The 15,440-nt window shown below is 60.0% G+C and carries 14 protein-coding genes; 7 read left to right on the top strand and 7 right to left on the bottom strand.

Annotation, left to right across the window (positions count from 1 at the left end):
* The first annotated feature begins 35 nt into the window (after window positions 1–35).
* The 3 genes from AC07VO_RS18460 to AC07VO_RS18470 all read left to right on the top strand — a co-directional run bounded on the left by AC07VO_RS18460 (window position 36) and on the right by AC07VO_RS18470 (window position 2,962).
* Window positions 36–1,091, top strand: coding sequence for a Gfo/Idh/MocA family protein (locus AC07VO_RS18460; RefSeq protein ID WP_064620539.1), 1,056 nt, complete (start codon window positions 36–38; stop codon window positions 1,089–1,091).
* Window positions 1,092–1,093: 2 nt separating this feature from the next.
* Window positions 1,094–1,909: a sugar phosphate isomerase/epimerase family protein gene (locus AC07VO_RS18465; RefSeq protein WP_064620536.1), complete on the top strand. Its 816-nt coding sequence runs from the start codon at window positions 1,094–1,096 to the stop codon at window positions 1,907–1,909.
* A 174-nt stretch (window positions 1,910–2,083) separates the two neighbouring features.
* Complete coding sequence (locus AC07VO_RS18470; RefSeq protein WP_018925799.1) at window positions 2,084–2,962, top strand: DMT family transporter; 879 nt, start codon at window positions 2,084–2,086, stop codon at window positions 2,960–2,962.
* A gap of 6 nt (window positions 2,963–2,968) precedes the next feature.
* Here the strand turns inward: AC07VO_RS18470 and AC07VO_RS18475 are convergent, their stop codons facing one another.
* Together AC07VO_RS18475 and AC07VO_RS18480 are read right to left on the bottom strand one after the other, a co-directional pair.
* Window positions 2,969–4,591: a methyl-accepting chemotaxis protein gene (locus AC07VO_RS18475; protein ID WP_086945921.1), complete on the bottom strand. Its 1,623-nt coding sequence runs from the start codon at window positions 4,589–4,591 to the stop codon at window positions 2,969–2,971.
* 97 nt (window positions 4,592–4,688) lie between these two features.
* Window positions 4,689–6,026: an MFS transporter gene (locus tag AC07VO_RS18480; RefSeq protein WP_018925801.1), complete on the bottom strand. Its 1,338-nt coding sequence runs from the start codon at window positions 6,024–6,026 to the stop codon at window positions 4,689–4,691.
* A gap of 490 nt (window positions 6,027–6,516) precedes the next feature.
* On the opposite strand from AC07VO_RS18480, the gene quiC reads away from it, so the two are divergent.
* Together quiC and AC07VO_RS18490 are read left to right on the top strand one after the other, a co-directional pair.
* Complete coding sequence (gene quiC / locus AC07VO_RS18485; RefSeq protein ID WP_064620527.1) at window positions 6,517–8,418, top strand: 3-dehydroshikimate dehydratase QuiC; 1,902 nt, start codon at window positions 6,517–6,519, stop codon at window positions 8,416–8,418.
* Between the two features lie 103 nt (window positions 8,419–8,521).
* On the top strand, window positions 8,522–9,199 hold the full coding sequence (locus AC07VO_RS18490; RefSeq protein WP_018925803.1) for a TetR/AcrR family transcriptional regulator: 678 nt from the start codon (window positions 8,522–8,524) through the stop codon (window positions 9,197–9,199).
* 109 nt (window positions 9,200–9,308) lie between these two features.
* On the opposite strand, the gene AC07VO_RS18495 is transcribed toward AC07VO_RS18490, so the two are convergent.
* The 3 genes from AC07VO_RS18495 to AC07VO_RS18505 form a co-directional block, all read right to left on the bottom strand.
* On the bottom strand, window positions 9,309–10,163 hold the full coding sequence (locus AC07VO_RS18495) for a shikimate dehydrogenase (RefSeq protein WP_019581304.1): 855 nt from the start codon (window positions 10,161–10,163) through the stop codon (window positions 9,309–9,311).
* A 5-nt stretch (window positions 10,164–10,168) separates the two neighbouring features.
* Window positions 10,169–10,609: a type II 3-dehydroquinate dehydratase gene (gene aroQ / locus AC07VO_RS18500; protein ID WP_086945920.1), complete on the bottom strand. Its 441-nt coding sequence runs from the start codon at window positions 10,607–10,609 to the stop codon at window positions 10,169–10,171.
* A gap of 130 nt (window positions 10,610–10,739) precedes the next feature.
* On the bottom strand, window positions 10,740–11,651 hold the full coding sequence (locus tag AC07VO_RS18505; protein ID WP_018925805.1) for a LysR family transcriptional regulator: 912 nt from the start codon (window positions 11,649–11,651) through the stop codon (window positions 10,740–10,742).
* Window positions 11,652–11,936: 285 nt separating this feature from the next.
* On the opposite strand from AC07VO_RS18505, the gene AC07VO_RS18510 reads away from it, so the two are divergent.
* Both AC07VO_RS18510 and AC07VO_RS18515 read left to right on the top strand, forming a co-directional pair.
* The gene (locus AC07VO_RS18510) at window positions 11,937–12,365 is read left to right on the top strand and encodes a hypothetical protein (RefSeq protein ID WP_026346000.1); all 429 of its coding nucleotides are present in this window, start codon (window positions 11,937–11,939) and stop codon (window positions 12,363–12,365) included.
* Window positions 12,362–12,808 (top strand): DUF2442 domain-containing protein, encoded by a 447-nt coding sequence (locus AC07VO_RS18515; RefSeq protein WP_086945919.1) that lies wholly within the window; start codon window positions 12,362–12,364, stop codon window positions 12,806–12,808. Before AC07VO_RS18510 ends, AC07VO_RS18515 begins: the two co-directional genes overlap by 4 nt.
* Window positions 12,809–12,859: 51 nt before the next feature.
* Here AC07VO_RS18515 and trmA read toward each other — a convergent pair whose 3' ends face one another.
* Both trmA and AC07VO_RS18525 read right to left on the bottom strand, forming a co-directional pair.
* Complete coding sequence (gene trmA, locus AC07VO_RS18520) at window positions 12,860–13,939, bottom strand: tRNA (uridine(54)-C5)-methyltransferase TrmA (RefSeq protein WP_064620515.1); 1,080 nt, start codon at window positions 13,937–13,939, stop codon at window positions 12,860–12,862.
* The gene (locus AC07VO_RS18525) at window positions 13,936–15,231 is read right to left on the bottom strand and encodes an NCS2 family permease (RefSeq protein WP_018925809.1); all 1,296 of its coding nucleotides are present in this window, start codon (window positions 15,229–15,231) and stop codon (window positions 13,936–13,938) included. Before AC07VO_RS18525 ends, trmA begins: the two co-directional genes overlap by 4 nt.
* Window positions 15,232–15,440 lie beyond the last annotated feature (209 nt).

Consider the following 15,440-nt stretch of genomic DNA (forward strand, 5'->3'; position numbering starts at 1 on the left):
CATCCCTCCGACAATAATCACAAGAGGACCGCAGCATGACTTCGCCCCTTCGCATCGCCCTGATCGGTGCCGGCAACATGGGCCAGCAGCATTACCGGCATCTGCAAACCCTGACGCAAGCGACGTTGTGTGCGGTAGCCGATCCCGGGCCACAAGCGGCAGGCCTCGCGGGCGAATGGGGCGTGGGGTATTTCGCGGATCACCGTCAGATGCTGGAGCAGGCGAAGCCAGACGCGGTGATCGTCGCCAACCCGAACACGCTCCACGTCAGCACGGCGCTCGATTGCCTCGCCGCCGGCGTGCCGGTGCTACTGGAAAAACCGGTGGGTGTGCACCTGGATGAAGCGCGCGAACTGGTGGCCGCGTCAAAAGCCACCGGAGTTCCCGTGCTGGTCGGCCACCATCGCCGGCATAATCCGTTGATCGTCCGCGCCCATGAACTGGTGCAGGGTGGCGCTTTGGGGCAGCTGACGACGGTGACGGCGCTCTGGCAGTTGCGCAAACCCGACAGCTATTTCGAAACGTCGTGGCGCCGCGAGCCCGGTGCGGGGATGTTGTTGACCAACCTGATTCACGACCTCGACCTGCTGCGGCATCTGTGCGGCGAAGTGCGCCAGGTGCAGGCAATCACCAGCAATGCGGTGCGCGGGTTTGCCAACGAAGATTGCGCGGCGGTGTTGCTGCAGTTCGACAACGGTGCGCTGGGCAGCCTGACCGGTTCCGACGCGGTGGCGGCGCCCTGGAGTTGGGAGCTGGGTTCCGGGGAGAATCCGGCCTATCCGCGCCAGGCCGATCAGCCCTGTTACTTGCTGGCCGGGACGGGCGGTGCATTGAGCATTCCGCAGCTCAAGCGCTGGCACTACGCCGACGTCGATGGCGGATGGCATCAACCGTTGCTGGCGGAACAGGAACGCTTCAGCGTCGATGAAGCATTGCGTTTGCAGTTGCAGCACTTCGTGCGCGTGGCGCGTCGGGAAGTCGAACCCTTGGTGAGCGCGGCCGATGCTGCGCGCACCCTGGCGCTGGTTGAGGCGATTCGCGAGGCCGCCGAAACCGGTCGTGCCTGCACCCCGATGTCAATCGAGGGATGAGCATGAGTGAGCGAATCTTTTCCCTGGCCAGCCTGACGGTGCTGGAGTTGTCTCCGCCGGAGATGGTCGAAGTCGCAGCACGGGCAGGATACAGCCATGTCGGACTACGCCTTGAACCGGCGACAGCCGAAGAACATCACTTTGCGCTGGTAGCCGATGTCGGTTTACGGCGTGAGACGCTGGCGCGGCTGCACGACACCGGCATTCGTGTGCTGGATGTTGAAATCCTGCGTCTTAAACCGCAAACCGTCGTCGCCGACTTCGAGAAGATTCTGGCGGTCGGGGCGCAATTGGGTGCCAGTGAATTGCTGGTGGCCGGTAACGATCCCGACGAACAACGACTCACCGAGAACTTCGCCCGGCTGTGTGATCTGGCGGCACCTTACGGGCTGCATCCGCATCTGGAGTTCATGCCATGGACCGATGCACGCAATCTCGAACAAGCGGTGCGCGTCGTCGAAAACGCTGACCGTGAAAACGGCGCGGTGTTGGTGGACGCGTTCCATTTCGACCGATCGGGTTCGCGGTTGGAAGATCTGGCCAAAGTTGCCCCGTCACGGTTACGGTACACGCAGTTATGCGATGTCGCGGGGCCACGGCCAACGGACATGGCGGAGATTTTGCGTCAGGCGCGTAACGAGCGGCGTTTTCCGGGCGATGGTGATTGTGATCTGGCGGGGTTGTTGCAGTGTTTGCCGGCCGATATCCCGTTAAGCCTGGAGATTCCCACCGTGAAGTTGCTGGAGCAGGGCGTGAGCGGGTTGCAGCGGGCGCAGATGGCGTTGGATAAGACTCGGGAATTGTTGGCGCGCCTTTGAACCTGTGGCAAGGGAGCTTGTCGGACCGCCGCACCGTCCCGTTCGGCAGCGAAGCGGTCGTCAACGACCTGTTATATGCAGTGACGGAACACCTTTGCTGATTTGGGGACTGCTGCGCAGTCCAGCGGGAGCAAGCTCCCTCGCCACATTCTGATTTGATTACAGAGGCCTTGCATGACCATCAGCACCCCGCTCTCTGGTGTAAACCAACCCTTCAAAGGGATTCTGCTGATCGTTGTCGCGACCTTTCTGTTTTCCAGTCACGACGCCTTGTCGAAATATCTATCGGGGTTTTATCCGATCGTCATGGTGGTCTGGGCCCGTTATGTGGTTCACACTTTGCTGATGGCCGGGATTTTCCTGCCGCAATCGGGGTTGCGAGTCCTGCGCACCAAACGGCCGTTGCTGCAGCTATTCAGGGCGTTGTGCCTGTTGGGCACCAGTTTGTTTTTCACCACTGGTTTGCAGTACATCCCGTTGGCCGAAGCCACGGCGGTCAACTTTCTCGCTCCGGTTCTGGTCACCGCGCTGTCGGTGCCACTGCTGCGTGAGCGGGTCACTCGTGGCCAATGGATCGCAGTGATTTGCGGATTTGTCGGCGTATTGATCATCGTCCATCCCGGCGGTGATCTGTTCACGCCAGCAGTCTTGCTGCCGCTCTGCTCGGCACTGTTTTTCTGCTTCTATCAATTGCTCACCCGCAAGCTCAGTGAAGTCGACAGCCCGACCACCAGTAACTTCTTCGCCGGCCTGTGCAACACCCTGGTGATGAGCGCATTGGTGCCGTTTTTCTGGAAAGTGCCAAGCCTTGGGCATGGATTGATGATGGTTGCACTGGGCGCCTGCGGGATGACGGCGCACCTGTTTCTGACCCAGGCGTTCCGCCATGCCGCCCCCGCGCTGCTGGCACCGTTCGGCTATTGCCAGATTGTCTTTGCCGGTTTGCTCGGCTGGTTGCTGTTTTCTCACACGCCGACCCTGACCACGGTGGTCGGGATCGCGGTGATTTGCTGCAGCGGGTTGGCGGCGGCGTGGCAACAAAGCCGCCGCTGAACCCGGTCAAAATTTGAAACGCACCACCAGGTTTTGCAGGCCTGCCGCCAGTCGCGACAACTCCTGGCTGGTGGCGCTGGTCCGGGTCGCGGCGTCGGCGCTTTCCAGCGACAGGTCGCGGATGTTCAGCAGATTACGATCCACCTCACGGGCCACCTGCGCCTGTTCTTCCGAGGCGCTGGCGATCACCAGGTTACGTTCATGGATCTGCTCCATCGCCCGGGTGATTTCTGCCAGTGCCAGTCCGGCCTGTTCAGCAATCGACAAGGTTTCGGCGACACGCTGACTGTTGTCGTGCATCGACATCACCACACCGTTGGTATCGCCCTGAACCCGGCCAATGATCTGTTCGATCTCCCGGGTTGATTGCTGAGTGCGATGCGCCAGCGCCCGAACTTCATCGGCCACCACCGCGAAGCCACGTCCGGCTTCACCGGCTCGCGCAGCCTCGATGGCGGCATTGAGCGCGAGCAGGTTGGTCTGTTCGGCGATGGCGCGGATCACGTCCAGCACCTTGCCGATTTCCCGGGACTGCTCGGCCAGGGTCTGAACCTGTTGCAGCGCGATGCCCGCATTGCCGCTCATCGCCTGAATCGAATCCAGGGTTTCAATCACCCGGGCCTGGCCCTGATTGGCTTGCTGTGTGGACTGTCTGGTGCTGTCGGAAGTCGACACCGCGTTGCGTGCCACTTCTTCCACCGCGACGGTCATTTCGTTGACGGCCGTGGCGGCCTGTTCGATTTCATTGTGCTGCTGTTGCAGCCGACTGGAATCCTGCTGAGTGCTCTGATTCATCTGCTGGGCGGCGGCCGCCAGTTGGGTCGACGTGCCGCTGATCAGTTGCAGGGTTTCCCGCAGGCTGGTCTGCATGGCCGACAGTGCCTTAAGCAAGCGTGCGGTTTCATCGGCGCCGTGGCTGCGGATCGGTTGACTCAGGTCACCGGCGGCCACTTGCTCGGCCACGTCGACCGCCTGACGGATCGGCAGGACGATGCTGCGAATCAACAGCCAGGCCAGGCACAGGGTCAGGAGTGCGACCGCTATCAGCGCACCGATCACGGTGATTTTTACCTGGTTGTAGAGCGAGTCAGCCTGGTTGGCTGACAGGCTGACTTCGTTGGCGGAAAGCGCCATCAATTCGGCGAACTGGTCACCGGTCTGGGTCGAGTAGTCCTGGATTTTTCCATTGAGCAACGCGGTCATTTCTTCGCTGCGGTTCTCCCGCGACAGCGCTTCGTATTGCGCCAGCGCCTGGCGGTAGCTGGTGACGGTGGCGACGAACTTTTCGTACGGCCCCCGGTTGTAATCACCGACCAGCGGAGTGAATTTTTCCAGCGTCTCTGCAAGCCAACCCTGCACTTGGTGCAGGCGTGTGACGGTGGCATCGAGCACCTTTGGATCGCGGTTGAGCGCCATGCGCAGGCTGAGCACGCGAATACTCAGGATGTAGTCGCGGATTTCACCCAGGTGGCGAATGCTGGGCAGGGAGACGTTTTCAGTGTGCTGGCCGGTGGCGCGAACCTGCGCGACCTGTTTAAGGGCGAACAGCCCCTGCAACAGGACCAGCAGGGCGATGACGCCGAAGCTGATCACGGCACGTTTGGCGATGCTCAAGTTACCTGGCGACATGGTGTGCCTCTGTGGCTGTGAGAAAAAAAGGGTGAAATGGATAAATCGCGGCCATAAAAAAACGCAGGCCCGGGATCAGGCCTGCGTTTGTGGTGTATCAATCTTTTACGGTCGGAATCTTGCGCGGTGCCATGAAGTACATCCAGGTCAGCGCGATGAAGTACATCGCCGGAATGATGGTGAACAACACGGTGTAGTTGTTGTTGGTGATGGTCAGAATGTGGCCGACCAACTGGGTCATGAACATCCCGCCGATCGCCGCGCACATGCCACCGAAGCCGAACACCGTACTCATCATGTGTTTAGGCGTGTAGTCCATCACCAGGCTCCAGATGTTCGCGGTCCAGGCCTGGTGCGCGCCAATGGCTAGGGAGATGGCGAAGACTGCGAGCCACAGGCTGCTCGAACCGGCGGCCATGACCACGCCGATGATGCAGCAGGCGAACAGGAACATGGACATCAGTCGGGCCTTGATCGGGTTGATCCCGCGACCGATCAGGAACGAAGACAGGATCCCGCCGCCGACGCTGCCGAAGTCAGCCGTGAGGTAGATGATGATCAGCGGAATACCCATCTGGGTCACGTTGATCCCCAGGTTGTATTGCTGATTGAGGAACGGCGGCAGCCAGTACAGGTAGAACCAGAACACCGGCGCGGTGATCGAGTAGGCGAGGGCGAAGGCCCAGGTGCCACGCATGCGCAGGATTCGCGAGAACGGTACGCGGGATTGTTCTGGTTCGACTTCCTTCTGGATGTAGTCCAGTTCCGATTGTTTAACGCTCGGGTGATCTTCCGGGTTGAAGTACTTCAGGCCCCAGAACAGCAACCAGATGCCGCCCAGCGCCGCCATGCACAGGAACGCGGCTTGCCAGCCCCAAGCGTGAAGAATCAGTGGCAGCAGCATCGGTGTGAACATCGCACCGACGTTGGTCCCGGCGTTGAAAATACCGGTGGCCACGGCGCGCTCGCCAGCCGGGAACCACAACCGTGTGGTTTTTACGCAGGCCGGATAGTTGGCGGCTTCGGTCAGACCGAGAATGAACCGGCAGACCATGAAACCCGCCGCCGAAGTGGCCAGGCCATGAGCGCCGGTGGCCAGGCTCCAGAGCAGTACCGCGAAGAAGAACACGCGCTTCACGCCGACCCGGTCGATCAACCGGCCTTGCAGCACGAAACCGACGGCGTAGCCGACCTGGAACCAGAAGTTGATGTTGGCGTAGTCCATCGCCGTCCAGCTCAGTTCCTTGGCCAGGATCGGCTGCATGACGCCCAGGGCGGCGCGGTCGATGTAGTTCAGGGTGGTGGCGAAAAATACCAGCGCCAGCATTCCCCAGCGGGTTTTGCCGACGGCCATGGCGCCGCGGATTTTGTCGCCGATGCCGCCAGTGGCGACGCTTTGGGCCGAAGCCACGCGAGAGCTTTGAGAAGGAAACATGTGTGTGCCATCCGTTCAATGACTGACAAGCGAGGCTTGTCGGGACTTCAAGGGCGCGTGATCAATCGATGGCGACGGGCGCGGGTGAGATTGATCGGCTGAGGTGTTTTCGTCAGGCGACGACAACGTTTTATTCAGCGAGCGGCGCAGTTCGGCCGAGTGGGCGCAAGGTTCGGATGGACACCAGGTCTGGCGTGAGATCGGTGGAGCAAGCAAACAAGGCGTTGAATGAGCGCATGAGCGTGTACCCGTTTTTTGAAATTTTTATGTGGTGTTCAGGGTCTTTGGTAACCGAGTCCATGGGGTCGTGACCGGACTCAATGTGGTGTCGATGGTGCGCAGTGGACGAAAAATCGTCAATTCGCCAACCGCCATTGTGTTCGATAATCGCCCGCAAAACTAACCGGGTAGTACACTTTGAATTGCTGTGCGGATTCGTCAAGCCAATAATTTGCCCAACAAGAATGTCCCCACCACCGGGAGTCGACACATGCAGCGTTCCATTGCCACCGTTTCCTTGAGCGGTACCCTGCCGGAAAAACTAGAAGCCATCGCCGCCGCCGGTTTTGACGGGGTGGAAATTTTCGAGAACGACCTTCTCTACTACGACGGCAGCCCTCGGGAAATCAGGCAGATGTGCGCTGATCTCGGGATTGCGATCACACTGTTCCAACCCTTTCGGGATTTCGAAGGTTGCCGCCGCGATCGCCTGCCGCGCAATCTGGAGCGGGCCGAGCGCAAGTTCGATTTGATGCAAGAGCTGGGCACCGACCTGGTGCTGGTGTGCAGCAACGCCTCGGCCGACTCCATCGGCGATGAGCAGATCCTGGTCGACGACTTGCGCCTGCTCGCCGAACGGGCCGGCGCTCGTGGTTTGCGGATCGGTTACGAAGCGCTGGCCTGGGGCCGCCACGTGAACACGTATCAACAGGTGTGGAACATCGTTCGCCAGGCCGATCATCCGAACCTCGGCGTGTTGCTGGACAGTTTCCATACGCTGTCGCTCAAGGGCGACCCGACGGCGATCGCCGAGATTCCCGGTGACAAGATCTTCTTCGTGCAAATGGCCGATGCACCGATCCTGGCCATGGACGTGCTGGAGTGGAGCCGGCATTTCCGTTGTTTCCCCGGCCAGGGCGAGTTCGATCTGCCGGGGTTCCTCGCGCCGATCATCAAGAGCGGCTATACAGGCCCGCTGTCGCTGGAGATCTTCAACGACGGTTTCCGCGCCGCGCCACCCCGGGCCAACGCCGCCGACGGCTTGCGTTCGTTGCTGTACCTGGAAGAGAAAACCCGCGAGCGTCTGGAGCAGGAAGCCACGCCTGTGGCCAATCGCGACATTCTGTTCGATACCCCAGGCGCCAGCGAATACAACGGCATCGAGTTTCTTGAGTTCGCCGTGGACGAAAGCCTCGGCGCGAAGTTGTCCCATTGGCTGGAGCGACTGGGTTTCGTCAAGGCTGGGCAACACCGTTCCAAGAGTGTCAGCCTGTTGCGTCAGGGCGATATCAACCTGATCCTCAACTCCGAACCTTATTCCTTCGCCCACAGTTTTTTCGAGGCCCATGGGCCATCGCTGTGCGCCACCGCCGTGCGGGTCAAGGACAGCGCCAGTGCGTTGGCCCGAGCCGTGGCTTACAAAGGCCAGCCGTATCGCGGGCTGGTAGGCCCCAATGAGCTGGAACTCGCCGCCGTGCGTGCGCCGGACGGCAGTCTGATTTACCTGGTAGACCAGGACGCCGACGTCTATGGCACCGACTTCAATCTGCAACCGGCGGCCGTGGCCAGCGGTGGCCTCAAGCGCATCGACCACATGGCCATGGCACTGCCCGCCGACAGCCTCGACAGCTGGGTGTTGTTCTATAAAAGCCTGCTGGATTTCGAAGCCGACGATGAAGTGGTGCTGCCCGACCCGTATGGTCTGGTGAAGAGCCGTGCCTTGCGCAGCCGTTGCAGTTCGATCCGCCTGCCGCTGAACATTTCCGAGAATCGCAACACCGCGATCTCACACGCACTGTCGAGTTATCGCGGTTCCGGTGTGCATCACATCGCTTTCGATTGCGACGACATCTTTGCCGAAGTCAGCCGTGCCAAGGAGGCGGGCGTGCCGCTGCTGGATATCCCGCTCAACTACTACGATGACCTCGCCGCGCGCTTCGATTTCGACGACGAGTTCCTCAGCGAGCTGGCGTATTTCAACGTGCTCTACGACCGTGATGCCCAGGGTGGCGAGCTGTTTCACGTGTACACCGAGCCGTTCGAAGGGCGGTTTTTCTTTGAAATCATCCAGCGCAAAAACGGCTATGCGGGGTACGGCGCGGCCAACGTAGCCGTGCGACTGGCGGCCATGGCCAAATCCCGAAGTGGTGGCGTACGTCAGACAAAGTTGTAGGAAAATCGTAAACACGGGTACAAAACCGCTGCCGCGTGGCTTCCTTCACTGTGCGCAGCGGCCCATAATCGCCTACTTGTGCAGTGATGGCCGTGAGCCCGCAATGACAATAATTTCAAAACTCTCCGTAGCGCCCGAAAAGCCAATTGCCGAGCCTCGCAAGAGTCGCAAGAACAACCCGGAAAAAACCCGCGAGAACATCCTTCAAGAGGCCATTGTCGAGTTCGTCCAGCAGGGGCTTTCCGGTGCGCGCGTCGATGCGATCGCCGAGCGCATCCACACCTCCAAACGCATGATCTATTACTACTTCGGCAGTAAGGAACAGCTCTACGTCGAGGTGCTGGAAAAACTCTACGGAGATATCCGCAGCACCGAAAGTCGCTTGCACCTGGCCGAGCTGGCGCCGGTGGAGGCGATTCGGCGGTTGGTGGAATTCACCTTCGACCACCATGATCGCAACGTTGATTTCGTGCGTATCGTCTGCATCGAGAACATTCACAACGCTGAGTATGTGAAGCGCTCCGATGCGATCAAGGCGATGAACAACACCATCCTCGATTCACTGGGCGAGATTTTGCGTCGCGGGGCCGCAGAGGGTGTATTCCGCGCCGGCCTCGATCCGCTGGATGTGCACCTGCTGATCAGTTCGTTTTGCTTCTATCGCGTGTCGAACCGTCATACCTTTGGTGAGATCTTTCAGATCGACTTGCCGGACGAAAGTATCAAGCAGCGTCATCGGGAAATGATCTGCGAGTCGGTGTTGCGGTATCTGCAGGCCTGATTTGCAGGGCCCTTAAAAGATCGCAGCCTCGTTTCACTCGACAGCTCCTACAAGTACCCATACCCCTGTAGGAGCTGTCGAGTGAAACGAGGCTGCGATCTTTTGCATTTCAACCATTCATGCTTTGAAAATGCGCCAGCATCCGCTGGGCATCCGGCACCACGCCGCTGAATAATTCAAACGCCTTCACCGCCTGAAACACCGCCATGTTGCCGCCGTCCAGGGTTCGGCAACCCAGCGCGCGAGCGTTGCGCAGCAGTTCGGTTTCCAGCGGGAAGTAAACGATCTCCGCCACCCACAACTGCGGCCGAAGTAGCTCTACCGGCACTGGCATGCCCGGCAGCTTTTTCATGCCCATGGGCGTGGTATTTACCAGCCCGTCAGCCTGACCCAGCGTGCCTGGCAAGTCGTGACCGGCCACGGCGCGGCCAAAACCGAAATGCTGATTGAGGTTGTCCGCCAAAGACTGAGCCCGGCTGTGATCCACATCGAAAATGCTCAGCAGTTGTACGCCTTCGCTCAATAACGCGTGGGCCACCGCTGCGCCTGCGCCACCGGCGCCCATTTGCACCACTCGTTCACGGGCAACGTCCTGCAGGCCGCGACGAAACCCTTCGGCGAAGCCCAGGCAATCGGTGTTGTGGCCGATGCGTTTCCCGTCCTTCAACACCACCGTGTTCACCGCGCCAATGCCGCGGGCTTCCGGAGACAATTCGTCGAGCAACGGGATGATTGTCTGCTTGCACGGAAAGGTGATGTTCAGCCCGGTGAAATTCATCCGCTCGGCGGCCATCAGCAGGTCGGGCAGGGCGCCGCTGTCGAGTTTCAGCTGATCCAGATCGATCAGTCGATACAGGTAGCGCAGACCCTGCGCATCGCCTTCGTGCTCGTGCAGCGCCGGAGTGCGGGAAGCCTGAATGCCGGCGCCGATCAGCCCGGCCAATACCACGGTGTTCTGTGTCATCACGCTTAACCTTTCAAACGTTGGCTGAAATGCTCCAGCGCCAAACGATAGCCGTGGCTGCCGAAACCGCACATCACCGCCGTGGCGATGGACGAGACAAAGGAGTGATGCCGGAAGGGTTCGCGGGCATGGACGTTGGACAGGTGCACTTCGATCACGGGCAGTTCGCTGGCGACCAGCGCATCGCGAATGGCGACCGAGGTGTGGGTCCAGGCAGCCGGATTGATGACGATCCCGGCGCAGCGGCCACGGGCGGCATGAATCCAGTCGAGCAGTTCGCCTTCATGGTTGGTCTGGCGAAACTCCACCTTCAGGCCGAACTCTTCGGCGGCGCGACCGCACAGCGCTGAAATATCCGCCAGGGTTTCGTGGCCATAAGTCTCCGGTTCACGGGTACCGAGCAGGTTCAGGTTCGGGCCGTTGAGCACCAGAACGATAGGGGACATCGGGTCTCTCCACTTATTATTGTTGGCATTGGCCGAGGGTCTCAGCCTGTGGAGATAAATTGTACTAACTGGTTAATAAGGTCAATTGAAGAGGCGCCGGCCCTGGATTATCTGTGCGGTGATCGAACATTCAGCGCGGAAGACGCTCAACCAGAAAATCGATAAACGCCCTGAGCCGCAACGGCACATGGCGGCTTTGCGGATACAGCAAAGTGAAGGGGCGGGAGCGCCCGCCATAGGGCTTGAGCACTTCCACCAGCGAGCCATCCGCCAGTTCGTTTTCGACGATGAAGCGATAGGTTTGAAACAGCCCGGCGCCGTGTTTCGCCAGCGTCACGCCGCCCAATACATCATCGGAACAGCAGTAATTACCTTCGGCCAAAATCTCCAGCGGCACGCCGTTATCGTTGAACAGCCAGGCAATCCGCCGCCCGCTGCTGGGTAGCTCGAACTGGATGCATTCGTGGTGCGCCAGGTCGTCCAGGGTTTGTGGCATGCCGGCACGCTTCAGATAGTCAGGGCTGGCGATCATCACCAGCGCGGCGTCTTCCAGTGGCCGGGCAATCAGTCCGGAGTCGGGAATCGCCCGCACACGGATGGCCATGTCATAGCCTTCGCCGACGAAATCGATGTTGCGATTGCTGATGTGCACCTCGACTTTCACGGCGGGAAAACGCGCCCGGAACGCCGGCAGCAGCGGCAGGATGCGGTGGTGGGCATAGGTGGTGGGAATGCTGATACGCAAGGTGCCGGAGGGTTCCTGCTGTTGACCCATGACTTCGCGCTGAGCCTCGACCAGTTGCGCAAGGGCCAGGCGACACTCCTCAAAATAGCGCCGGCCACTGTCGGTCAGCTTGACGCTGCGGGTGGTACGCGCGAACAGCCGCACACCCAGACGTTCTTCCATCCGCGACACCGAGCGGCTGACCGCGGCCGGGGTCACACCCGCCACCAGGGCCGCGGCGGTAAAGCTGCCCGCTTCGGCGGCCAGGCAAAACAGTTCGATGCTGCCGAGCTGAAGATCGTCGAAATGTCGCTGCATGATTGATTACACCAAGAATCAAATGGGATGCCTGAGGTGGTATTTATCAAATGCAGGCGTACAAATACAGGATTCGTTTCAACCACCAGCGCCGTTGAGTTCATCACCGGCCAGATATTGGCAGTGAAAGGATTGCTTACTCTTTTTTGCCCTGATTGGCAGGGGACGGTCGACCTGAAACGCTAGGCTCAAACGTGGTCAGCTGATCGAACGGTTAGCGCCAGTTATCGGGTTTTTCAAGGAATGGCGAATCTTCGGATTCTATAACCTAACGGATGGGTTAGCATGAATGTATGCCGCTACAAGGGATTGTCACTGGTAGTCATGTTGCGTGACGAGCATTGCCCACCACACGTTCACGTCGATGGAGGCACATGGAGCGCACGCTTTCGGTTCAGCTTCTGGCACAACGGCGTAGAGCTCTGGGATGTCATTCCTCATTCGCATCGACCTCCTCTGGCCATGCTGGAGGGGTTACGCCAGGCGCTCAGGCAACCTGCCCATTTGCGGCGAGCCCGTGGCATCTGGTGGAGCAAATTGCAGACGGCCTGCCTCGACAATCAGTTATGGGATTGGCAGGGCAATGAAGTGGTCGTGATGAAGAGGGTTGCCAGCACGACTTACATGATTGGTTCGGCTCGCTATGAGCCTGAAGGAAACAAGACCTTATTGACGCTGATGGGAGCACCGGAGGGCGTGGAGATCGAATTATGAAAACGATAAGTGCAAAAATGCAGGTAGATCACCCTGTGACCGAAGGCGTTTTGGACGAAGCGATCGAGAGTGGCGAGTTACGCCGTCGCAGTGGATTGAATGCAACGACGGTGATCTTTCTCGATCCATGTCTCGCCGTCGGTTTCGAGGATGGCAGCGGTGTGTTGTTGCCAGTGAAAAACTATCCAGAGTTCGATGGTTTTGAGACCGAGGATTTCGCCGGTTTGAAAATCGGTTTCGCCGGAGCCGCGCTTTGCCATGAAGGCAAGGACCTGCAGGTGTCCATCGCCGGTTTGATTTCGGCGAGCAAACCGCTGATGGATATGGCGGCCTCGGTGATCGCCTCGCGCAATGGTCGTCAGAGCAGCGCCGCCAAAGCCGAGGCAGCTCGGGCCAACGGCAAGAAGGGCGGTCGCCCACGCAAGGTCGATACGGCTCTTTGATCGCCCACAAAAAAGCCGTCCCAGGGACGGCTGATTTGTAGGGGGAAGCAATCAACGACGGGTCAACAACACTCCGGATTCCATGTGATGGGTCCACGGGAACTGGTCGAACATCGCGCATTGAGTAATGCGGTGAGTGTCGTTCAGTTGGGCGATGTTGGCCGCGAGGGTTTCCGGGTTGCAGGAAATGTAGAGGATGTTGTCGAAGCGCCGGGTCAGTTCGCAAGTATCCGGGTCCATGCCGGCGCGGGGCGGATCGACGAACACGCTACCGAACTCGTAGCTCTTGAGGTCGATGCCGTGCAGGCGACGGAACGGGCGAACTTCGTTCAGGGCTTCGGTCAATTCTTCGGCAGACAAACGCACCAGCGTGACGTTATCCACCGCGTTTTCGCTCAGGTTGCTGAGCGCTGCGTTGACCGAGGTCTTGCTGATTTCGGTGGCCAGCACTTTGCGCACGCGCGTAGCGAGCGGCAAAGTGAAGTTGCCGTTGCCGCAATACAGCTCCAGCAAGTCGTCGGAACGATCGCCAAGGGCGTCATACGCCCAGTTGAGCATCTTCTGGTTCACCGTGCCGTTGGGTTGGGTGAACGCGCCTTCCGGCTGGCGATAGCTGAAGGTGCGGCCGCCGACTTCAAGTTGCTCGACCACGTAATCGTGACCGATCACTTCGCGTTTGCCCTTCGAGCGACCGATGATGCTGACGTTCAGGTCGGCTGCCAGCTTCGACGCCGCCGCGTGCCAGTGCTCGTCCAGCGGGCGGTGGTAGCACAGGGTGATCATCGCATCGCCGGCCAGCGTGGTCAGGAACTCCACTTGGAACAGTTTGTGGCTCAGGGCTGCACTCGCTTGCCACGCCGCCTTGAGCTGCGGCATCAACTGGTTGATGCGCAGGCTTGCGATCGGGAACTCTTCGATCAGGATCGGCGTGCGTTTGTCTTCCTGGGAAAACATTGCGTAGTGGCGCTCGCCGGCTTCACGCCACAGGCGGAATTCGGCACGCAGGCGGAAGTTTTTCAGCGGCGAATCGAACACCGCAGGCTCGGGCGCACCGAACGGGGCCAGCAGATCACGCAGGCGCGTGACCTTTTCTTCGAGCTGAACGGCGTAGGCCTGGGAATCAAAAGTCATGCGTTGAACCAACCTAACTTGATCACGAACAGAATCGACAAAACCACCAACGCCGAGTTCAGCTCACGGCCACGGCCGGACAGCAACTTGATGGCGGTCCAGGAAATGAATCCGAACGCGATGCCGTTGGCGATGGAGTAAGTGAATGGCATAGCCAGCGCGGTGACTACCACTGGCGCGGCAACGGTGATGTCGTCCCAGTCTATTTCCGCCAGCCCCGAGGTCATCAATACGGCGACGAACAGCAAGGCAGGTGCGGTGGCGAAGGCCGGTACGCTGGCGGCCAGTGGTGCGAAGAACAGCGCCAGCAGGAACAGAATCGCCACCACGACGGCGGTCAGGCCGGTGCGGCCACCGGCACTCACGCCGGCTGCGGATTCGATATAGCTGGTGGTAGTCGAGGTGCCCAGCAACGAGCCGGCCATGGCCGCGGTGCTGTCGGCGATCAGGGCACGACCCATTTTCGGCATGTGGCCGTCCTTGCCCATCAGGCCGGCGCGCTTGGCGACGCCGATCAGGGTGCCGGAGTTGTCGAACAGATCGACAAAGAGGAACGCGAAGATCACGCTGACCAGACCGATGTCCAGTGCGCCTTTGATGTCCAGTTGCAGGAAGGTCGGTGCCAGCGACGGTGGCATCGACATCACGCCGCCGAACGGGCTGAAGCCCAGCAGGATGGAAACGATGGTCACCGACAGAATGCCGATCAGCACCGCACCGCGCACTTTCAGGGCCTCCAGGGCAACGATCAGGGCAAAGCCCAGGGTTGCGAGGATCGGCGCCGGTTGCTTCAGGTCGCCGAGGCCGACCATGGTCGCCGGGTTGCTGACGACGATGCCAGCGTTGTGCAGGGCGATCAGTGCCAGGAACAGGCCGATGCCGGCGGCAATCGCCGAACGTAGCGCCAACGGGATGCTGTTGATGATCCATTCACGGATGCGGAAAATCGACAGCAGGAAAAACATCACCGCCGAGAGGAATACCGCACCCAGCGCCACTTGCCAGGTGTGGCCCATGTGCAGGACCACGGTGTAGGTGAAGAAGGCGTTCAGGCCCATGCCCGGTGCCAGGGCGATCGGGTAGTTGGCGATCAGGCCCATGGTCGTCGAGCCGATGGCGGCTGCCAGGCAGGTGGCGACAAACACCGCGCCTTTGTCCATGCCGGTCTCGCCGAGGATGCTCGGGTTGACGAACAGAATGTAGGCCATGGCCAAAAAGGTCGTGACGCCCGCCAGAATCTCGGTCCGCACGTTGGTGTTGTGTGCCTTGAGTTGAAACAGCCTTTCCAGCATGTCTGCTCCCCGTGGCGCGCCCGGCGCCGTGAATGTATCGACCTCAACAGCAAAGCACAGACCGCCGTAGGCGCCTGGGAATTTTCTGTGGGTCGGAAAAAGCCGCGCATCATACCAGCAGCGTGGAGCCATGGCTGCTTATGGCTGCGATCGTCGTCGATGTTTTGCCAAAAAGGGAAGTGCGCCATACTGCGCGCTGTTTTTTTAGG

Source organism: Pseudomonas sp. GW821-FHT03E01 (genome assembly GCF_059420765.1).